Origin of the sequence: Nevskia soli DSM 19509 (assembly GCF_000711955.1) — a bacterium.
Lineage (GTDB): Bacteria > Pseudomonadota > Gammaproteobacteria > Nevskiales > Nevskiaceae > Nevskia > Nevskia soli.
The window spans coordinates 40,092-60,844 of the sequence record NZ_JONR01000031.1 but is presented as its reverse complement, the minus strand read 5'-3'; the positions used below and the strand labels follow the sequence as shown (position 1 = coordinate 60,844).

The following is a 20,753-nucleotide window of genomic DNA, read 5'->3' as shown; positions in this document are numbered from 1 at the left end:
GCCTGCCCCAGCCTGGTGATGGCCTGGTTGGTGAGGTACTTGTTGTAGACATCCACGCCGTTGTCGGAGAGCAGGGACTTGTAGCCGCCGGTGGTGGACTGGGTGTGCATGATGCGGCTCATGCGGTTGGCCTGGATGTCGTGGCTGTGGACGTAGGTCCAGCTCCAGTCGGAGTTGCCCTTGGCGTCCTTGACGGCGGCAGTGCCGTCTTCATAGCGCGACCAGCCGGGTTCGAAGGATTTCCACATCTCGCCCCTGCGGTCGAAGGTGATGTAGGCGACGAATTGCTGGTTGCGCACGTCGATCCAGACGCGCTTCTTGCCGACGGGAGCGCGCGGGTAGCCGGTGGGCTCGGCTTCCAGGACGATGCATTCCGGGCACATGGAGAATTTGCTGTCGAGGAAGGTGAGGCCTTTCTGGCCGCCGTGGACGCCGATTTCCCAGTTGGGCTTGGAGCCGTGCCAGTTCTGGCTGACGGCGCCGAGCATGGGCTGTCTGCCGACGATTTTGTAGTTGCCCCAGGTGAGCATGGGGTCGCCGGCGGCCCAGGCGTCCGTCAGGAACCAGGTGATGCCGGGGAGCAGGGGTTCGAAGCGCTGGTTGGTGGGGAACTGGCGCACGCGCTTGAAAGCAGGCAGGTAGCCGTACAGGTCGGGGAATTTGCGCTGGTCGTAGTACCAGGTGCTCAGGAAGGAGCTGCCGGCGATGTCCTGGGGGGCGGTGAACCAGACGGACTGGAGGCGCAGGAGGTCTTTTTTGTTCTGGAAGGTGGTGCCGTCGACGCGGGCCTGGGCCTGGAGTTCGGCCCAGACGAAGTCGTATTGGTAGGCCTGGCCGCCGTCGGGACCGATGTCCCACTGGCGGATGGCGTATTGGCAGTAGTCGTGCCGCCCCCAGGAGAGGGTGAGGTTGGCGATGGCTTCTTCGGGGGTCTTGGGTTCGGCGAAGGCCAGGCCGCCGATCCAGGGGTTGCCGCTGCTGGCTTCGACGATGTTGCCGTCGGCGGCGAGTTTGGCCTTGCCTTTGTTCTTGAGGGTGGTTTCCAGGAAGGCCATGGGGTACAGGACGGCCGGGTCCTTGACGGTGGGGACGATTTCGATGACGCGCCCCATTTCCTTGACTTGCTTGTAGGTGATGGGGTCGAGCAGGTCTTTGACGGCGTCGACGTTGGCCGCGGTCAGCTTGTCGCCGGTCTTGATCTTGCCCTTGGTGTACATGTCCACCGAGGTCAACTCATCCGGATAGGCCTTGCTCATGTCGCCGCTGGCGATCGTCGGCCACAACGGCGCCAGTACGCCCGCTCCTGCGCCCAGTGCCGCCTTCTGCAGTAAAGCCCGGCGTCCGTAGTCCACATCGTATTTGCGTATGCGCATCTTGTTTCTCCTTCAGATCCCGAACGAGCGGGAGACCGTGTCGTTGTTGCTTTTGTAATACGGTGTGTACGCCCTTGCCCGGGGGAGAGATGCTTTCGCCTGACAAACGGCAAATTCCTGATTTGAGCCGTGTTCAAAAGGTGATTTACCTACCCACGGGGGTAGGTAAAAGGGCTGCTTCCGCATCCCCGCGAAGCGTGATGCCGTGGCAGGCATTCAAAACAAAAACACCCCGGCCGAGGAAACCCGGTCGGGGTGTGAGGACCGGGATCGCTCCCGGCCAACATCAATTTCCACTGTCCGGGATTGCTCCCGGCCGATGCCTTGTTGTGGTCAGCCGGGATAATCCCGGCTGACGAGCAACCAACCCGTCAGTTGCCCGTATCGGGCACCGTGCCGGTGCCTTCGCTGCTCCTGCAAGCCTTGAACACGGCTGCCGCACCGGCGCTGAGGTTGGCGGAGAACACGCTGCTGGAGCAGTAGGTGCTGGCCGGGAAATACACGCCCATGCTCAGGCTGGGAATGAGCGCGAGATTGTTGTTGGCGATCGACTGCTTGAAGGAAGGATCGGCCAGCAACTGGCGGTAGATCGGCTCGCCGAAGGCGTCGGCGCCGAACGGCAGGTAGTCGAATTCGGCCTGATATCCATCCGGCGGCGTGTTGGGCGCAATGATGACGTTGTAATAACCGTCCGTGCCGATATGCGCATCCGTGTCCGCCAGGCAGTCCACCACCTTGCGCGGGGCATGGAACTCGTCGCTGCACACCGACCAGTAGCGCACCTGCGGCGAGGAGCTGCCGGTGGCGAAGGTGGGCGCCTTGCCACGGATGATCAGCAGGTCGCCGAGCGTGTCGTTGGTCTTCTCGCGCATGTAATGCACGTCCAGGTTCTGGAAGCGCCCGAACGTCGAGCGGTAGATCGTCATGGTCGGCGGCTTCACCGCAGGCATCGGCGCAATCAGGCCGCCGGAACTGGAACTCGACGATGCGCCATCGCCACCATCGCCGCCGACGGTGGCCTTGATGCTGGCCAGGATGGTATTGCAGGAAGCCTGATCCTGCGTGGACGACAGCGGCGTGCGGGTGCCGTTGGCGGCGACGTAGGTAAGCTTGGGCAGGTTGCCGAAGTTGTCCGACCCCGAGGTGGGGAGATACAGGCGATACAGCAGGAACTTGTGCGCCGGGGGGCGGGTGCTGACATCGGTGGGATCGGCGACCAGGGTGGTGCCGGACGCCGTCGCGGTGGCACTGTAGATCACCGTGACCGTGTAGGGCTGACCCGGGGCGATCACCTTCGCCGGCGTGGCGTCGGCGCCGAAGATCCCGGCATCGCTCAGCCCGGATTCGGCCTTGCCGTTCTCATTGTAGATCTGGAAGGAGAAGTAGCGGGCGGTAGCCGAAGTGCCGGCGATCTCGATTTTGTCGCCAATGCCGACCGTATCCGGCAGCGCGGCCACCCAGTAGACCGCATTGGTCTCCGGATAGGCGAAATTGGCGGTCCTGGAATCCGCCTCGAACATCCAGTTGCAGCCCTGCACGAGGTCGGCGGTGCTGCCGCCACTGCTGCCGGTGCCGCCGGAACTGGAGCCGTCGTCCACCGGTATCGAAGGGCCGCCGCAACCGGTGAGCAGCGCAGCCACACCCAACACGGCCGCCAGAGGCGACGTGATCCGCAACTTCTTCATGACGAGTTTCCCTGAGTCTGTCGCGCTGCGCGGAAACGCCAATCGTCCCACTTCGCGCCAACCGAATTTACCAGCGCAGTATAGGCAATCCCATACCTCGCCCGCTTCGCGCGGTACCAGGTACGAAGCCGACAGCACCCGAACGATGCGTCAGATTGACCCGCCGCCGGGATTATGGTTCCACGGCACGCTTACATGCGGCCCACGATGGCGGGCTTGCGCGAGATGACCACAGGATGCGGCATGAAGCCCGCGAAGTCTCCCGCCCGCGGCGGCCTGGCCGCCGCGGGCGGGAATATCTTCAGCCGCCGGACTCGCCCTTGAGAATCCGCTCCACCGCCTGCTGCGCGATGACGTTGTAGCCGGACTTGACCTTGGCGTAGGTCTGTTCGGCGTAAGCCTTGCCTTCCGGCGTCTTCATCAGCTCGCGGTAGAGCGGGCTGATCAGGCGCATGCGGCCGACGCTGCCGAGGTAATGCTGCGCCGCCGGCAGCACCGCCTTGTCGCCGTGGGCGATGGCGACGCGGAACCAGGCGCTGGCGATGATGGCGTTGTGGGTCTGGCTCAGCTTGTAGCGCGCATCCAGCAACTGCACCTGTTCCAGCGTGGCGGAAGCCGGCATGTTGTCGAAGAACTGCTGCCACTCGTGCACGTTCCACTGCTTCGCCGGCAGGGCGTCGAGGGTGGTCTTGCCGGAGAGCCAGGCGTCGCGCTCCTGGTCCACCTTGTTCAGCGCGTCGGAATGCGGCAGCACGGCGAAATCCGGAATCTCCGGCTGGTGCAGCCAGGCGTCGAGCTGCGCCTGCGTCACCTTGCCGGGCTGCTGCGCCATCAGCTTGTCCTGCAGGTAGGCGACGAATTCGCCGGTGGTGGCGCTCTGGAAAGCGTGGTCGTCGAACCAGCCGCGCAGGAAGGCATCGAAGGCGCCGCGTCCGAACTGCGCTTCCAGCCAGGTCAGGAACAGGTTGCCGCGCTCGTAGGGCACCGAGCTGTAGACGGCGTCCGGATCCTTGGGCGGTGTGCTGCGCACCAGCGACCAGTCGATCTTGTCGAGGTGGCTCATCGAACCCTTCAGATCGGTCAGGCCGAGCACGCGCTCCATGTCGCCGCGGGCCTGGCCGAACTGCATGTCGAGCAGGCGGTAGGTGAGGTATTCGGTGAAGCCCTCGTTGAGCCAGAAGTCGTTCCAGCTCGCATTGGTCACCAGATTGCCGGACCAGCTATGGGCCAGCTCGTGGCTGACCAGCGAGACCAGCATGCGGTCGCCGGTGATGACCGTGGGCGTGGCGAAGGTCAGGCGCGGATTCTCCATGCCGCCGAAGGGGAAACTGGGCGGCAACACCAGGATGTCGTAACGGCCCCAGCGATACGGGCCGAAGGCCTGCTCCATCAATTGCAGGGTGCGCTCGGTCTCGCCGAATTCGTAGGCGGCCTTCTTCAGCAGGCCCGGCTCGGCGTAGACCCCGGTGCGCGGCCCGGTGGACTGGAAGCCGATGTCGCCCACCGCCAGCGCAATGAGATAGCTGGGAATGGCCTGCGGCATCTTGAAGGTCCAGGCGCCGGAGGCGTCGGGCTTGTCGTGCATCTCGGCGCTCATCACGGCGCGCAGGCCCTTGGGCGTGCGGACGCGTGCTTCGTAAGTGGCGCGCACGAAGGGCGTGTCCTGCATCGGAATCCAGGAGCGGCCGTGGATCGACTCCGACTGGCTGAACATGAAGGGGTGCTTCTTGCCCAGGGTCTGCGCCGGAGGCAGCCATTGCAGGCCGGAAGCCTGCGGCTTGGAGGCATAGGTCACGCGCACGCGCGTCGCGTCCGCCGGCAAGGTGATGGTCAGGGGGGCGCCGAGCACTTCGTCGCTCTGGCCGAGCGTGAACGGCGCCTTGAGCCAGACCTCGCCATCGACACTGGTCTCGGTCTTGGCGATGTCCAGGTCCTGTGTGTCCAGGATCACCTGGGTGGCGGACGGGTCGATGCGCTCCAGTTCCAGGGTGGCGGTACCGGACAGCACGCTCTTCTTGAAGTCCACCGCCAGGTCCAGCGCGATGTGTCTGGTCCGCACCTGCTGCACGTTGGAGTAGGTATTCGCGGCGACATTGGCGCTGGCCGTCGCATCGAGCGGCGCGGCGTAGGCAGTGGGGAGCGAGGCGGCGAGCATGGTGAGGGCGGCAAGAAAACGGTATTTGGTCATGGCCCGGAAGGGAAAAAGATCAGGCGGCATCATACAAAGGAATATGGAATTCCGGGCGGACAGGGGACTGCCATCCCCTGCCCTGGCCGGTTCAGACCCCTGAAATCGAGGGCGCTACCGGGTGGCGGCGATCTTTCGGCTTGTCTTCCGGCGGCGGGGGCGGCGGCGCGCCGAGTTCGACGCCCAGCTGACTGAAGAAGATCTGGTAAGGCGCCACGCTGTCGATCAACTCGGGGGACATCCCCTCCCCGGCTACCGTGTACAGACGGAGGCGCACATCGGCGCCGACGTCCTTGCCCGGCAGCGGCAGGATGTCGACCTGTGCCGTCAACGACGCCGTGCCGTAGTTCTTCAGGTTCTTGCGAAACAGTTCGTCGAGCTGGTTCTTGTGCACCGGCGCGGAGGCAATGTACTCGCCGCTGACCTTATTGCCGGCGTCGTCGCGGGTCGGCTCGAAGTTCAGATCGCCGAGGGCGCGGCTGCCCGCAGCCACCAGGCGGTCGGCGGACAGGGTGGGATAACGCACCGACTGGAACTGCACGCGCGCGGCGGCGCAAGCCGGCGATTCCTTGTCGATGCAGGCCCGCACCTCATCGCGGCGGACGCCGCGGTCGGGCGTGCAGGCGGCGAGCAGGGACAGGCCCAGCAGCACGACCGGCCAGATGGCGCGGCGGGTCGGGCGGGAGAAGTCATGGGAAAAATCAGTGTTCCGCAACGGCAGTGCTCCTTGAGGGCGCGCGCTGCATCATACCCATACGCGCCCCGGAAGGGCCCTGGTGGCGAGACCTTTACACCCCAGCCTCCGCTTCACGAAAGCCTTCGCGCCCCGGTCGAAGCCGATCCGGCTTCCGCGCTTCAAATCTTTGCGTGGGCCTCGCCCAGCAGGTGCATCAAGCCGCGCAGTTCCGAACGCAGGCTGACGAATTCCTCGGCACCGAGGCCGATGCGGCAGCCCATGGCGCCGGGGATGTCCTGGGCCTGCTTCTTCAGCGCCAACCCTTTGGGCGTCAATGAAACCTCGACGCGGCGCTCGTCTTCGGCCGAACGCCGGCGGCGCACCAGGCCGGCGGCTTCCAGGCGCTTGAGCAGCGGCGTCAGGGTGCCGCTGTCGAGGTAGAGCTTCTGGCTCAGTTCGCCGACGCTGGCCGGGGCCTGCTCCCACAGCACCAGCATCACCAGGTACTGCGGGTAGGTCAGGCCCAACTCGTCGAGCAGCGGCCGGTAGAGGCGCGTGAGCAGGTTGGACGCGGCGTACAGCGGGAAGCACAGCTGTGCATCCAGTTGCAGCGCCTGATCGTCTTTCTTGCTCATCGCGTCCCTACCGTCCTGGTCTTGGTGAAGGCTCAGCGCGTCTGCACGCTCAGCGCCACGTCGATGTTACCGCGGGTGGCGTTGGAATACGGGCAGACCTGGTGCGCGGTCTCCACCAGCTTCTCGGCCGTGGCCTGATCGACGCCGGTGAGGATGGCGTTCAGGGAAACTTCCAGCTTGAAGCCACCCTCGGCGCGCGGGCCGATGCCGACTTCGGCGTCGATCTCCACGTCCGCGTCCTTCAGCGCGATCTTCTGCAAGCGCGCCACATGCAGCACGGCGTTGCCGAAGCAGGCGGCGTAACCGGCGGCGAACAGCTGCTCCGGGTTGGTCGCGTCTTCCTTGCCGCCCATGGCCTTGGGCAGGGCCAGGCGGGTGGAGAGGAGGTTGTCCTCGGTGTGGACGTTGCCGTTGCGGCCGCCGACGGCGATGGCCTTGGTCTTGTAGAGGGTGCTCATTGCGGTGCTCCTTGGTGGGTTGAACTTTACACAATTATATTGCGTGCAATATAAATTGCAAGCCCCGCCCTCCTGAGGGTCCTGCGGAGGAGTTCAGTCGCCTGGGGTTTCGTGCCCGACGAAGGCGAAGCGCGGCTGCGGCCGGCCGCCGGGTTCGGCGGTGATCATTTCATTCCACACGCTCAGCCGGCGCGTGCTCATCGGCAGGCCTTCGCGCGGATACAGCCGGGTATAGACCACCACGGTGACATTGGTCTCGTCCTCACGGGCCAGGCCAAGCGCCAGGTAGTGCTTGCCTTTGTAATGGCGGTAAACGCCGGGCTTGAAGTCGGAATGGCTCATGGCGGGCACGGAAACCTGTCGGCGGATGCGAACGGCATTGTCCGGAATGCGCCGCCGTTTTGCAGCGTGGCAGCGATCAGCACCGCATCAAGGATCCTGCGGCCGGTAGGCACAGCCCAGCGGATTGCCCTGGGTGCACATGTAGAAGTGGGCCCATTGCAGCGAGCCGTCCGCCGGATCATCAGGCCGCTTACCGGTCGGCACCACGAACAGGGCGTTGACCGAATCCGCCAAGTCGAGGATCAGGCGCATCGGCACCTTCTGCGTGCCGCCGCAGCCGAGACAGGGCAGCAGGTTGGCGATCGAGCGCTTGTGTTGCACCACGAATCCCGGCAGGCGTACCGCATTCGGATCGTCCGGCATATCGAGCGTCGCCGCCACCGCCGCCGGCACGTCGATCTTCAGCGGCGGCCTGACTGCCGTCGTCTCTTGGGCCAAGCACAGGCCCGGCAACAAAGCGGCGAGCAACGCCATCGATCGCCAGCGCGCCAACACGCGACCATTGCCCGATCTTGGAAGCATTTTGTAAACCCCGGCAGGATTCAGGAGCAAATTAGCACTGCCGACGCGGCCGTAACAGAGGGACCAGGGTTGTCACAATCTTTTGCGCGACGACGTTGCGTAGAAAGCACAGCGCGATAGCGGCCGGTACCAGCGGGAACTGCTCCGCGAACTGTGCCCTGGCGCACGGGATTTGCCGCGGCTTCCTGTACAATCCCGCCATCCGGAAGCAAAATATTTTGGGCTCCGGAAGAAGGGAATCGAACGAATTCACGGCCCGGCGGGTGGCCGTCGCGGCGGCGGCGCAAGCCGGCTGCCACAGGCCTCTTCCGACTGACTCCATGGGCGTATACCGCGTGAAGAATGCACCAGGCCTGATCGAACAAGCTGCCGATCCCCTCGCCGCCGACCGTACCGCCGCGGCCTCCCCGCCCGCCTTCACCGCGGACATGGCTTCCTACAACGACCAGCTGATCCGCCAGACGCGCGTCTATCACGTGCAGCTGAGCATGATGGCGGACAGCAAGGCGAACATGCTGCTGACCATCAGCTCGATCCTGGTCACCCTCAGCGCCACCCACCTTGCCGACGCCCGCTACCGCTGGCCGGCGATGGTGCTGATCGCCGGCTGCCTGGTGTCGGTGGCCTTCGCCGCGCTGACCACCATGCCCAAGTTCTTCCGCGCGGGCGATACCCCCAAATCCGCACTGCCACAGGCGCCGGGCTTCAATCCGTTGTTCTTCGGCGACTTCACCCGCCTGAGTTACGGCGATTTCCTGAAGACGATGGAGCAGACCATGTCCAGCGCCTCCACCGCCTACGAGGCGCAGCTGCGCGAGATCTACCTGCTCGGCAGCTTCCTGGCCAAGAGCAAGTACCGCTGGCTGCGGCTCGGCTACATGAGCTTCATGGCCGGGCTGGCGGGCAGCGTGCTGGTATGGATCGCGATAACGCTCTGAACGCCAGTCCCGGCACCGCTTAGCCGGGCTTCCTCGCCAGGGCCGGCGGTGTCAACCGTTGCAGCTCCCGCTCCAGTATCGAGGCGTCGGAGGGCGACAGCCGCCGCTCAGGCGCGCGCTGCTCCGGCATGCCGAGGTGGCGCCGGCCATCGAGGAAGAACTGGATCGGCTCGTCGCCCCGCGCCAGCCTGGTGAAGTGCACATCCGTAGCGCCGATGGCGAAATGATTGATGGCGGAGCCGGCGCCGCGGCCGCGGCGCACACCATCCTCGGACACCACCATCAACCCCGGATCTTCGGCGTCGGGCTTGCGCGTCGGCACGTAATCACCCCAGCCCCGAAAGAAGAAGGGCGTGCGCTGCCGCAGGCAGGCGTCGCGGATGGTGCGCAGCCAGGCCGGGTGCGGCGGCCGCGGCGCCCGGCCGCGTTCGCCGCCGGCGATGACCCAGTCCAGCGGCGGCAGGCGCCGCAGCGGATCGCTCTTGGGCAGCCATTGGGGCTGGTTGTCGGCATCCAGGCCGAGGTATTGCTGCACGATGCCTTCCAGCGGCCACAGGATGTCGCGGGTGGGCAGCTCGATGCGCTCGATGTCCACCGCCGACAGCAGCGGCTCCAGCAGCAGGTGGCGCCAGCGCGCCTCGATATCGAACAGGTACGGCAGCCGTTCTTCCAGGGCTGCGGCATCCTCGGCCGAGACGCCGATGCCGAGGTTCTGCGGCGCCGGATGCGCCTGCAGCGCTTCACGCATGCGCCGCGGGTAGCGGGTGGTGAGCAGGAATACATGCTGCGGATGCGCCGCCACCACCTTGAGCACGCGCTCGATGAACAAGCCGCTCACCGTCGGCTGGAACAGGTCAGACAGCGGCGCGATCATCACCCGCTGCGGCGTGGACCACGCGGCCGGCTCGGTCAGGGCCTGCTCCAGTTCCACCGCGGCGCCGCGGCGGGACCAGTCGACGGTCTGGCCGGCGTTGGCGTTGTGCACGTCGAGCCGCGCCTGCGCCAGGCAGGCGACGCAGCCTTCCGACACCGGCTGACAGCCGAGCACCACGTTCCACGGCCGTTCGCTGTGGGACAGGCTCTCCTCGCGACGGCGCAGCAGCTCGCGATCGGTGAGGCGAATCTCCGGCAGCAATTGCCCGCTTTCCAGACCCAAGGTCAGTCCCGGCCGTGTGAACCGGCGCATCAGGTCCCGCTGATGATCCGGCCCGTTTTATGACGGGGCCGCCTTCCCTGCCCCTGGGCTCCATTTAGCAAGGGCGGGGCCAACCGGCTTGGGCAGAAACAGCCTAATGGGGACCAGCCGGTACGATTTCCCCCTCCAGCAAAGAACCCCTTCGCCACGGGCGATCGAGTCGGCACCGGTGAGGTGCCGGTCATGGCCGGCGCAAAGGCGCGGGCACGGCGATGCCGCCGCGGCGTTTCCGCCTGACATTTATGCGGAATGACTGACAAGCTGCGGCACTTTGTGGCGCGATCGCACCGGCGCTACGCGGTATCATCGAGTGGTCCCGGGCAATCCCGTCCTGGGCAGGCCGCCCGAGACCATGAGCACAGCACCCGTTCGGAATTCCAGGCAGGACGCCGCCGCCACACCGGAGCCGCGTTGGCCGGCCCTGGTAGCGCTGGCGGCCCTGACAGGTGCTTTCACCTCCCTCCCCGACACCATGATGGTGGGGCCGCGCTGGCTGGTGGTGGGGCTGGTGCTGGCGCTGATCACACCGTCGATGATCGCCCTGCGCCTGGGACGCAGCCGCATCAATGTGGTGCTGGGCTATGCCGTCAGCACCGTCGTCACCCTGGCCATGATCCTGTCCCTGGTGCTGTTGATGCGCAGCCTGCCGTCCAAGACCGAGGGGCCGCAGGAACTGCTGCGCTCCGCCGGGGTGCTGTGGCTGAGCAACGTGCTGGTCTTCGCCCTGTGGTACTGGCGACTGGATGCCGGCGGCCCGCACCAGCGCGACCAGCGTGGACGGCACAGCGACGGCGCCTTCCTGTTCCCGCAGATGGCCGAACCGACCCCGACCCTGCGCGACCGCAACTGGTCGCCGCATTTCATCGACTACCTGTTCCTGGCCTTCAACACCAGCACCGCCTTCTCCCCTACCGATACGCCGGTGCTGTCGCGCTGGGCCAAGCTGCTGACCATGATCCAGGCGGTGATCTCGCTACTGATCGTGGCGATCCTGGTGTCCCGCGCCATCGGCCTGCTGTAGCCCTTGAGGGGCCCGCCCGCGGCTGTCTCAGCCGCAGGCGGGGTGGAAACATACCGGCTGTCGCCGGTATAAAAAAACACCATAGGCGGCCTGGGGTGGACCCCCTAGGATGCAACCCATGAAGTTATCCACATGCATCCGCCGGGATGGGTCCGGCCGCCTCTCCGTATGAACCCGGCGCGCGCCGCGCCCGGCGGCAACAACGCGGTCGCGACGAAAGCACCGCGCCGCCTGCCCGAAGGCTTCCTGCGCAACCTGTCGATCCGCGCCAAGCTGGCCACCATGGTGTTCGTCTTCAGCGCGGCCATCGTCGGCCTGCTCGGCATCATGGACATGTCGCTCAACCTGGCTTCCGGCGTGCGCGGCTATATCCGCGGCGAGGGCCTGTGGTCGAAGGGCCAGAAGGACGGCGTTTACTGGCTGCTGCGCTATCTGCGCACGCAGGACGAGCAGGACTACGGCCGCTACCTCGATTCGATGCGCCTGCCGCTGGGCGATCGCACGGCACGCATCGAGATGGGCAAGGCGGCCTACGATCCCGCGATCGTGCAGCAGGGCTTCCTCGACGGGGGCAATTCCACCGACGACATTCCTTACATGGTCAACCTGTTCCGGCGCTTCGGCGATTCCAGTGCCTTCGCCCCGGCCATGGCGATCTGGGCCGAGTCGGACGACTACGTCTTGCGGCTGCTGGATTGCGGACGGACGGTGCACCAGGCCATCAGCTCGGGCCAGTTGACGCGCGAACGCCAGGACCAGTTGCTGGCGACCCTCGACGATATCACCGCCAACCTCACCCGCCTGGAAAACCAGTTCTCCAGTGACTTCGGCGACGGCGCGCGCCTGGTACGCAGGGCCCTGGCCGCCCTGATCGTGAGTTCCGCGCTGCTGTTGCTGCTGTGCGGCCTCGGGGTGTCCTGGTGGATCTCGCGCGGCATCGAGGACGCCATCCGCGGCCTGCGCGACGGTGCACTGCGCGTTTCGGTGGGGCGGCTCGACCACCAGATCGAGGTGCGCACCAACGACGAGCTGGGCGAACTGGCGGTGATCTTCAACGACATGGTGCATCACCGCCGCCACGCCGAGGAGGAACTGCGCGGCGCCAATGAATTCCGTGAGCGGGTGATGCAAAGCGCCACCAATGCCATCTACGTCATCGACCTGCAGGGCCACTTCACCATGGCCAACCAGCGCACCAGCGAGATCACCGGCTACAGCGGCGGCCAGCTCATCGGCAGCGCCTATTCGGCACTGATCGCGCCGGAACAGGTGGAGGACATGGCCGGCATGTTCAGCGACATCCTGCGCGACGGTGTCTCTATCCGCAGCGAAGAGACCGAGATCGTGCGCGCCGACGGCTCGCGCGTCGCCATCGCCTTCAGTGCCGGCCCGCTGTACAAGGACGGCCGCATCTTCGCCGTGGTCGGCACCGCCGAGGACATTACCGAACGCAAGCGCGTGGAAGCCTATATCCGCCATACCGCCCAGCACGACACCCTCACCGGCCTGCCCAACCGCGCCCTGTTGCTGGACCGCCTGGACATGGCGATGCGCCAATCGCGCCGCCTCGGCAGCCAGGTGGCGGTGCTGATGATCGACCTCGACCATTTCAAAAGCATCAACGATTCGCTCGGCCACCAGTTCGGCGACCAGCTGCTGCTCAAGGTATCCGAGCAGCTCAAGCAGTCGATCCGCGACATCGACACCGTATCCCGCCTCGGCGGCGACGAATTCGTCATCGTCATCACCGACGTGCACAGCCGCGAGGAGGTGATGCCGGTGGTGGCCAAGATCACCGAGGCCATCTCTACGCCGGTGACGATCGAGGGGCACGAACTGCTGGTTACACCCAGCATCGGCGGCTGTCTTTATCCGCGGGACGGCGACGACACCTCGGCTCTCCTCAAGCACGCCGACGTGGCGATGTACCATGCCAAGGCCGCGGGCCGCAGCAACATGCAGTGGTTCACCGAGGCCATGCTGCAGGAAACCGTCGACCGCCTGGCCCTGGGCAGCGCCCTGCGCCATGCGGTGGAGAACGAGGAATTGTCGCTGCACTACCAGCCTGAGATCTGCCTGAAATCCGGCAACATCGTCGGCATGGAGGCGCTCCTGCGCTGGAAGCATCCGGAACACGGCTACGTCGCCCCGGCGCGCTTCATCCCGGTGGCCGAGGAAACCGGCCAGATCATTCCGCTGGGCGAATGGGCGCTGAAGACCGCCTGCCGCGAGGCGGTGCGCATCCAGCGCCATACCGGGCGGCCGCTGGTACTGGCGGTGAACGTTTCACCGCGCCAGTTCCAGCAGCAGGACTGGCTCGAGGTAGTGCGCTCGGCGCTGCTGCAAAGCGGCCTGGCGCCGCGCCACCTGGAGCTGGAAATCACCGAAGGCATGCTGATGCGCAATCCCGAAGAGAGCGCCGCCACGCTGCACCAGTTGCGCGCCCTGGGCGTAACCGTGGTGATCGACGATTTCGGGACCGGCTATTCCAGCCTGTCTTACCTGACGCGCTTCCCCATCGACAAGATCAAGATCGACCGCAGCTTCGTGCGCGACCTGGCGACCGATGCCACGGACGCCGCCATCATCAACGCCATCATCGCCATGGCGCGCAGCCTCAACATCCGCGTCATCGCCGAAGGCGTGGAAAACCTGGCACAGCAAACCTACCTGCGCGACCGCGGTTGCGATGAGGCACAGGGTTATTACTACAGTGCGGCGGTATCGGCCGACCGCTTCATGAGCCTGGCCGCGGCGGCCTGAGACGGACGCCGCCCCGCTCCGGGCCCGCTACCAGCGATAGGCGGTGGTGAGCTGAAGATTGAGCTGGCCGCGCTGCTGGACGAAGGGCGCGGTGCCCGCACCGCCGACCAGCTGCTCGCCGGAAACGAAGCCTTCGAACAACCAGTGTTTCGTGAAGAAATAGCCGCCGCTGACGCCGAAGCTGTAGCTGCGCACCCCGCTGCCCAGGTAATGCGTGGGATAACCGGACTTGGCCGACTGCGCGGTGCTGACACCGAAGGTGTGGCCCAGATTGTTGGCGTCGGCGAACGTCATCGAAGGGCCGGCGAAGACGAAGTACTTGCCGTCCTTGCCCGCCACCGGGGTGTAGAAACTGATATCGCCGATGTAGCCACCCTGGCCGCCGAAGGAATGGCGCAGGTCGATGCGAAAGGTCACCGGGAACAGCAGGTATTCGGCGAAGATCTTGGCCTCGGGCGAAATCGAGTAATTGCCCAGCTCGCCGACGTGATGATCGTCGCTGTTGTTGCGGCCGAGGTCGTAGGCCAGGGCCACGCCTGCGCGGTAGGTCTTGTCGTGCAGCAGGTTGACGCCGAAGCCCTCGCCGGCGGAAGCGAAGGCGATGTCGCGGTAACGGATATCGAAGGTCGGCCCGAACGATGTGGTATAGGCATTGCCGCCCTCGTACTTGGGCGCGGTCTGGGCAGCGATGCCGAGGACACGGTCCCACTTGGGCGGTTCGTCCTTGGTGTAGGCGTCGAGCAGATGCCCTTCGGAGAAATGCCACTCCGGAGTCGGCCCTGGGGTTTGCGCGTGCGCCGGTAGCGCCAGCATAAAAAGTTGCAGCCCAAACGTAATCGCAGCGGCCCTGTACCGGGTCTGGGTGTTCATGACCGTCCTTAGTCGTCGAGTTGGCGGACCTCATGCCCACCGGTGGAACATGGCGTCCCCCCGCACTAAAGACTTCTGAAAACGTATTTGGTTGCAGTTGTGTGACTGCGCAGGAACGGCTTACTTGCTTGCAGCAAATGCCGCGAAGCGCGGATCCTTGCGCAGCGGATCCCAGAACGGGCTCACCTGGAGTTCCGATCGATTGAGACCACCGGGTTCCTGCAGCAACCGCGGCAGGGCAGCAAAAGCCGCATCGAGATCTCCGGTCCAGGCCTGGATTATTGCCAGGAGGGATTCGGAATTGGCACGCTCCAGCGCATCATTGGCGTTGAGTTCGACCGCCCGGGTGGCCGCATGCAGAGCCATGGCTTTGTCGCCGAGGCAGACATAGGTCGCCGCGTAGGGCGAGCCCAGCTTGGCGTCATCGGCCTCTGTTGTACGCATCTCATTGAGGGACTCCAGCGCCAGTTTGCAGGGGGCCTGCGCTTCCTGCGGCTTGCCGGTCCAGATCATCAGGAAGCCCAGGAAGAAGTTGTTCGACATCTGCACCGGGTCCTGCAAGGGGTCGGCGGCCTTCGATTTGTAGCCCTTGATCATGGCGATGGCCTGATCGTATTGCCGCCCCCGGATCAGGTGCTGCAGCTTGGCCTGGAATACGCCCGGATTGTCATTGACATCCGGCAGCTTCGCGAGCAGAGCGGAGGCGCCGTCGAAATCGCCGGCGTCCTGCAGCACGCCGGCCTTCGCCGCGATCACATTGGCATTGTCCGGCGCCGCCACAAGGGCCCGGTCATAGACCGCCAGCGCCTGCGGGAATTGCCGCAGCGAATCGTAGTTGCTTGCCAGCCCCATCAGCATGCCGACGTTGAGCGGATCGATGCGGGTGGCCTGTTCCAGATGATCGGTCGATTCCTGCCACTTGCCTTGCCGCCGCTCGATATAGGCGATCGCGGCCAGCGCATCGGCATTGTTGGGCAGGCGTTGCAAGGCCTGGTTGAACAGGGCCAGGCCACCATTGAAGTCGAGCAGCCCCCAGTAGCGGTAGTAACCCTGCGCGAGGTAGGCCTCGCCCATCTCGGGATTCAGCCTGGAAGCGGTATCGGCGGCCTCGCGCGCCTCGTCCAGCAGCTTGGGCGTGCGATTGAACAGGTTGAAGTAGCCGTAACTCTTGATGATCGACAGGCGCGCCCAGGCCAGCGCGAAAGTCGGATCGAGCTGCACCGCCTCGGAGTAGGCGGCGATCGACTGCGCCAAACTCTGGCTGGTGGCGCCGTTCATTGCCTGCCGCTCGGCGCCAAGACCGCGCAAGTAGGCATTGTAGGCGGCGGCATTCTCGGTTGGTTTGGCGGCAACGGTCTGCGCTTCACCGCCGGTGATGTGCGCCTGCAAGGCCTGGGCGATGGCCTGGGCCACCTCGGCTTCCACGCCGAAGACGTTGTCCAGCTTGCGGTCGTAGGTCTCGGCCCACAGGTGGTCGTCGGTGGCGGCGCGGATCAGCTGCACGTTGATGTGCACGGCGTCGCCGATCTTCTGCACGCTGCCTTCGAGCACATGGGCCACGCCGAGCTGACGCGCCACGTCGGCCAGGTTGCCCGGCCTGGCCGCGAACTGCAGGGTGGAGCCGCGCGAGATCACGCGCAGTGCGCCGATGCGGGACAGCCTGGTCAGAATCTCGTCCTGGATGCCCTCGGCGAAATAGGCATTGGCCTTGTCGTCGGAGAGATTCTCGAACGGCAGCACGGCAATGGACTTGTCCGCCACGGACTTGCTGGCGGCAGTGACCGCCGGGCGCAGCCAGACCCGCTCCGCCACCATGTAGGCGCCGGCCAGCAGCAGCATGCCGCCGAGCACGTAGTTGAGCAGGCGCTCGCGGCGAGCGGGCGGCGCGGCGGCGGCATCAGGCGTCACCGGTGAAGTCTGTTCGCCGGTGCGCACGATACCCTGCGGCGTGATGTCGAACAGCCAGGACAGCACCAGCGCCACCGGGAAGCCGGCGACGATGAGCAGCACGATGATGCGCTGCGCCAGCGGCGACACGTCGAATACCGGCAGCACCTGCGTCACCACCTGCACCAGCAGCCACCCGGCGACGGCGTACATCGCCCCGACCTTGTAGACGTGGCGGCGCTGCAGCTCTGCGAAAAACGATTGCATCCCGAAAATTAAGCCCCGTTCCCGATAGGCGTTACTTTACCGGGAAATGCCGTGCCTTTGCGGACGCCGGTCCCGCCGTGCGGCGGCGCCGGGGCTCAGTCGCCCCAACCCTCGGTGGGAGGCTCGGAGCGCGAGCGGTACTCGCCCATCTCGCGCAGGTACAGCTGTTCCTTCAGCTGCGTCACCTCGCGCAGGATCTGCGCGATGCCGATCTCGTTCTTCAGGTTGACCATGTAGTCGGTTTCGGCATGCAGGCGCTCCTTCACCGACTGGCGGTTCTGGCTCATCATGATCAGCGGCCCCTGCAAGGCCACCAGGATGGCCAGGAACAGGTTGAAGAACTGGTAGGGGTAAGGGTCGAAGGCGATGTGCTCCAACGCGTTGATCGCGCACCACAGCCCGGTCAGGCCAAGCAGCAGGGCGATGAAGGACCAGCTGCCGTTCCACTGCGCCACGCGGTCGGCGAGGCGCTGGCCCCAGGTCAGCTTTTCGTCCGCCTCGCGGTTGATGTCGCGGGCGGTGGGCAGCTCCAGCAGCCGCGTGGTGGCGCGCAGGCGCCCGGACATCTCGCCCAGCATGGCCATGATGGCGTGGCTGGAGCTTTGCAGGAAATCGACGAAGCCCTCGCGCGACAACTCGCCCAGCACCACCTCGCTCAGGGTCTCGACGCTGGCGGTGCGCGGCTCGCGCTCGAGCAGGGCCATCTCACCGAAGAAGCCGCCGCTGCTCAGTTCCTTCAGCACGATCGGCTGCTCGCCCTCCTCCGCCGCCGGCAGGAAAATCCGCACCGAGCCTTCCAGCACCACGAACATGGAACTGCCGACATTGCCCTTGGAGACGATCTCCTGCCCTGCCGGCACGCGCCGGATGCTCAGGCGCCCGACCAACGCCTCGATATCGCTGTCGTTCAGCCCCTTGAACAGCGGCACCTTCTTCAGCTCGACATGAATCTGCATGGCCACATCCGGCTAAAAGCAGTGAAATCCCGCGCGGCATCCCCCGCACGCCCCTTGCCCTGCTCCCGCATATACCCGGACAGGGCATGAATCGGGCCACAGGTCCCGATGGGGATCGTACAGCAGGGTATGAGGCCCCGGCAGTCCGACTTGTGCGCCAGCGCACTCTGGCGCGGCACATTCACCACACCTAGCGGAAGCGCGGATCGTCCGGCAACAGCTCCCGCCCCATGGCGCAAACCCGCGCCCAGGCTTCGGGACTGAGCGAGGGCCGCAGCGGCGGGGCGATCTGGGCGAAGGTGCGGCCGTCGCCGGCCTTGTGCAGGCGCTGCGCCAGGCGGTAGCGGATATCCGAGCGGAAGGGGTAGTTGTCCAGCATCTCGCGCAGGCGCTTGATGCGCAGCTTCTCGGTCACCGAGCCCTGCGACAGGCCGCGCCGCGGCGGCGGCGCCGGGATAATGATGCGCTTGACCTTCTTCACCTGCACCGCCGACATCGGCACATAGCGGGTCAGCAGCGGCCGCACCCGCACCCGGCGCAGCAGCAGGACACCGGCCAGCAGCAGCACCGCCACCCCCGCCACCAGGGCGATGGCGCCGATGAAATCCGGATGCGGCGCCGCGGCCGGCGCCGGCGCTCCGGGGCCGAAAGGCAGATAGGAATGCGGCTGCCAGGCGCCGCGCGGCTGCCGCAGCCAGGCGCGGAACTGCGCCACCCGGTCCACCGGCTCGCCGCGCGAGACATAGTCTTCCGGCACCTGCAGCCACCTGCCGGGAACAGCCTGTTCCGGGTTCTTCTCCGCGAATGCGCCGATGTTGGCCTCATACAGCGCCAGCGACATCGCCTCCGGCGAGACCTCGTAGATCTGCGCCAGGCGCCGCGAGATGCCGCTCAGGCTGTCGCCGGAACGCACCTGCCAGGTCTTCGGCCGCGGATCGGGCGGCGGCGGCGGTGGCGGGGGAGTGACAATGGGCCGCCCCGCATCGGCGGCAGCGGCAACCGGCATGGGCTTGCCGGCGGCATCGCCATAACCGCGGGCAGGCGGGGTTTCCGGCTTCTGGATGGCCAGCACACGGATGCCCTGCGCCGCGGCTTCGTCCACGGCCGGCGGCGGCACGGCGGCGGAGATGGCCGCCTCGGTACGCGCCGTGTGCTGCGCGCGCAGGTCCGGCACGTCGACCAGCACGTCGACATCATGGTTCACCACCAGGGCGCCGGCGGTGATAACCAAGTGCAGGCTCAGCGCCGGCACCATCACGCGCCGCGCCGTACCCAGGTGCACCACCGACCGCTGCGGGTCGTAAACCGCCTGCACCGACTCGGCCACCACCTCTTCCTCGTCCGGCAGGTCCGGTCCCGGCGCGACCCGCACCGTCACCGCATTGGCGTTGAGCCCGGCGAAGCTGACCGGCAGGTCCAGCGACAGCGGCTGGCCGATCACCGCGTGCATCTGGCTGCGGCTGTCCACCGACAGGGCATGGGCCAGCGGGCACAGCAGCAGCGCCGCCGGCAGCCAGCATGCAGTCCTGGATCGCACCACGCCCTAACTCCCCGAGTGTCCCGTAAGCCGCCGTTGCACCCGCCGCGGCATCGCTGGCGGAAGGTGCTTATTTGAATGGGCGTACGTTACAAAACTGCGGGAACCGGAACAAGGGCGTCGAAGGATCAGCGGCCCGGGATGTGCCGCTTCACGCTGCCTGCACCCGCCGCTCACTCCCCGCCAGCGCCGCCGCGATATGCCCGAACAGGTACTCGGCATCCCTGCCGACGTCGGCGAAGCGCCCCGAGCCCCAGGTGTTCTGCCAGGACAAGCCGAGGAAATAGGCGCCGGCGACGGGCGTGACGCCGCGGCGCTGCACCGGCTGGCCGCGGCCGTTGAACACCGGCAGATCCACCCAGCGGTAGTCCGGGGTGAAGCCGATGGCCCAGACGATGCTGGTGATGCCCGCCGCCTCGTAGTCCAGCTCCACCGGATCGTGCGGCGGCGTCCACGCCGGCACATAGGGCGGCTCGACCGGCGCGTCTATGCCCTGGTCGCGGATGTGCTTGTCGACCAGCTCGCGGATGTTGTTGTAGGAGCGGTCGGCCTCGGCCAGGTTGCGGGTCAGGTCCGGCTCGAACAGGAAGCGCGGGCCCTCCACGCCCTTGAACAGGCCATACAGCTTCATCCCTTCCAGGGCGCGCTGGCGCAGGTCGATCTCGCGGCCGCCGTCGCGGCCGGTGAGGTAATGGTTGGTCTTCTCCCGCACCGTGGCCTTCTGCGGGTGGTTCTCGTAGGGGATGTCGTAGTAGCCGGACTCGGTGAGCCAGTCGGTCACTTCCCGACCCCGGTAGACGCGCGGCGAGCGCGGCGCCCGGCCCACGCAGAGGTGCGCCTGGCGCCCGGCCAGGTGCAGGTCCTCGGCGATCTGGCAGCCGGACTGGCCGCTGCCCACCACCAGCGTTGCGCCCGCAGGCATCGATTGCGGATTGCGGTAGTTGGAGGAATGCAGTTGCAGGATGTGTGGCGGCAGCCGCTCGGCCGAGCGCGGGATGATCGGCACCTGGTAGACGCCGTTGGCCAGCACCACTTGCTGCGCGATGAAATCGCCTGCGCTGGTCCTGAGGTGGAACCCGCCTTCGGCATCGCGCTCCACCCGGGTGACTTCCACCCCTTCCAGCACCGGCGGCTTGAAGCTGGCGATATAGGCGTCGAGGTATTCGACGATCTGTTCGCGCAGCATGAAACCCTTGGGATCGGGCCCCGCATAGGGAAAGCCCGGCAGGCGGCACTGCCAGTTGGGCGTCACCAGGCAGAAGGAATCCCAGCGCGCCTCGCGCCATTCGCTGAAGCAGCGCTTGCGCTCGAACACCACGTGCTCGATGCCGGCCTGCTTCAGGTGCCAGCTCATCGACAGGCCGGCCTGGCCGCCGCCGATGATCGCCACCGGCACGCGCTGCGGAGGGAGGGGTTCGCTTCTGTGCATGTTCATCGGTC

At 66.2% G+C, this 20,753-nt stretch carries 17 protein-coding genes; 3 read left to right on the top strand and 14 right to left on the bottom strand.

Annotated features, from left to right (window positions below; translation table 11 throughout):
* From BP26_RS0116395 to BP26_RS0116360, 8 genes are all read right to left on the bottom strand, one after another.
* Positions 1-1,373 (bottom strand): DUF1329 domain-containing protein (locus tag BP26_RS0116395; protein ID WP_029921656.1); only part of this gene is annotated, 1,373 nt, incomplete at its 3' end.
* 371 nt (positions 1,374-1,744) lie between these two features.
* Positions 1,745-3,058 (bottom strand): hypothetical protein, encoded by a 1,314-nt coding sequence (locus BP26_RS0116390; RefSeq protein ID WP_029921655.1) that lies wholly within the window; start codon positions 3,056-3,058, stop codon positions 1,745-1,747.
* A 301-nt stretch (positions 3,059-3,359) separates the two neighbouring features.
* Positions 3,360-5,246: a M1 family metallopeptidase gene (locus tag BP26_RS0116385; RefSeq protein WP_036517147.1), complete on the bottom strand. Its 1,887-nt coding sequence runs from the start codon at positions 5,244-5,246 to the stop codon at positions 3,360-3,362.
* A gap of 91 nt (positions 5,247-5,337) precedes the next feature.
* Positions 5,338-5,961, bottom strand: a complete 624-nt coding sequence (locus BP26_RS0116380) for a hypothetical protein (RefSeq protein WP_029921653.1) — start codon at positions 5,959-5,961, stop codon at positions 5,338-5,340.
* 140 nt (positions 5,962-6,101) lie between these two features.
* Positions 6,102-6,557, bottom strand: a complete 456-nt coding sequence (locus BP26_RS0116375) for a MarR family winged helix-turn-helix transcriptional regulator (protein ID WP_029921652.1) — start codon at positions 6,555-6,557, stop codon at positions 6,102-6,104.
* 32 nt (positions 6,558-6,589) lie between these two features.
* On the bottom strand, positions 6,590-7,015 hold the full coding sequence (locus BP26_RS0116370) for an organic hydroperoxide resistance protein (RefSeq protein WP_029921651.1): 426 nt from the start codon (positions 7,013-7,015) through the stop codon (positions 6,590-6,592).
* A 93-nt stretch (positions 7,016-7,108) separates the two neighbouring features.
* The gene (locus tag BP26_RS0116365) at positions 7,109-7,357 is read right to left on the bottom strand and encodes a DUF1653 domain-containing protein (RefSeq protein WP_029921650.1); all 249 of its coding nucleotides are present in this window, start codon (positions 7,355-7,357) and stop codon (positions 7,109-7,111) included.
* Between the two features lie 87 nt (positions 7,358-7,444).
* Entirely contained in the window at positions 7,445-7,795 is a 351-nt protein-coding gene (locus BP26_RS0116360; RefSeq protein ID WP_157572568.1) for a hypothetical protein, read from the bottom strand.
* A gap of 419 nt (positions 7,796-8,214) precedes the next feature.
* Here BP26_RS0116360 and BP26_RS0116350 point away from each other — a divergent pair, with 419 nt between their 5' ends.
* Positions 8,215-8,817, top strand: coding sequence for a Pycsar system effector family protein (locus tag BP26_RS0116350; RefSeq protein WP_157572567.1), 603 nt, complete (start codon positions 8,215-8,217; stop codon positions 8,815-8,817).
* 19 nt (positions 8,818-8,836) lie between these two features.
* Here the strand turns inward: BP26_RS0116350 and BP26_RS0116345 are convergent, their stop codons facing one another.
* On the bottom strand, positions 8,837-10,003 hold the full coding sequence (locus BP26_RS0116345) for a DUF5131 family protein (RefSeq protein WP_084183159.1): 1,167 nt from the start codon (positions 10,001-10,003) through the stop codon (positions 8,837-8,839).
* A 361-nt stretch (positions 10,004-10,364) separates the two neighbouring features.
* On the opposite strand from BP26_RS0116345, the gene BP26_RS0116340 reads away from it, so the two are divergent.
* Together BP26_RS0116340 and BP26_RS27735 are read left to right on the top strand one after the other, a co-directional pair.
* Complete coding sequence (locus tag BP26_RS0116340) at positions 10,365-11,033, top strand: DUF1345 domain-containing protein (protein WP_029921645.1); 669 nt, start codon at positions 10,365-10,367, stop codon at positions 11,031-11,033.
* Positions 11,034-11,201: 168 nt separating this feature from the next.
* Positions 11,202-13,796, top strand: coding sequence for an EAL domain-containing protein (locus tag BP26_RS27735; protein ID WP_051749067.1), 2,595 nt, complete (start codon positions 11,202-11,204; stop codon positions 13,794-13,796).
* Positions 13,797-13,823: 27 nt separating this feature from the next.
* On the opposite strand, the gene BP26_RS0116330 is transcribed toward BP26_RS27735, so the two are convergent.
* The 5 genes from BP26_RS0116330 to BP26_RS0116310 all read right to left on the bottom strand — a co-directional run bounded on the left by BP26_RS0116330 (position 13,824) and on the right by BP26_RS0116310 (position 20,748).
* A complete protein-coding gene (locus tag BP26_RS0116330; RefSeq protein ID WP_036517146.1) occupies positions 13,824-14,609 on the bottom strand; it encodes a MipA/OmpV family protein in 786 nt (261 codons plus the stop codon).
* Positions 14,610-14,786: 177 nt separating this feature from the next.
* Positions 14,787-16,820, bottom strand: a complete 2,034-nt coding sequence (locus BP26_RS0116325; RefSeq protein ID WP_029921642.1) for a tetratricopeptide repeat protein — start codon at positions 16,818-16,820, stop codon at positions 14,787-14,789.
* Positions 16,821-16,915: 95 nt separating this feature from the next.
* Positions 16,916-17,776, bottom strand: coding sequence for a DUF1003 domain-containing protein (locus BP26_RS0116320; RefSeq protein WP_029921641.1), 861 nt, complete (start codon positions 17,774-17,776; stop codon positions 16,916-16,918).
* A gap of 190 nt (positions 17,777-17,966) precedes the next feature.
* Entirely contained in the window at positions 17,967-19,316 is a 1,350-nt protein-coding gene (locus BP26_RS0116315; protein ID WP_029921640.1) for a LysM peptidoglycan-binding domain-containing protein, read from the bottom strand.
* 148 nt (positions 19,317-19,464) lie between these two features.
* Positions 19,465-20,748 carry an MSMEG_0569 family flavin-dependent oxidoreductase gene (locus BP26_RS0116310; protein ID WP_245611824.1) on the bottom strand — a complete coding sequence of 428 codons (1,284 nt, stop codon included), beginning with the start codon at positions 20,746-20,748 and terminating at the stop codon, positions 19,465-19,467.
* Positions 20,749-20,753: the final 5 nt, after the last annotated feature.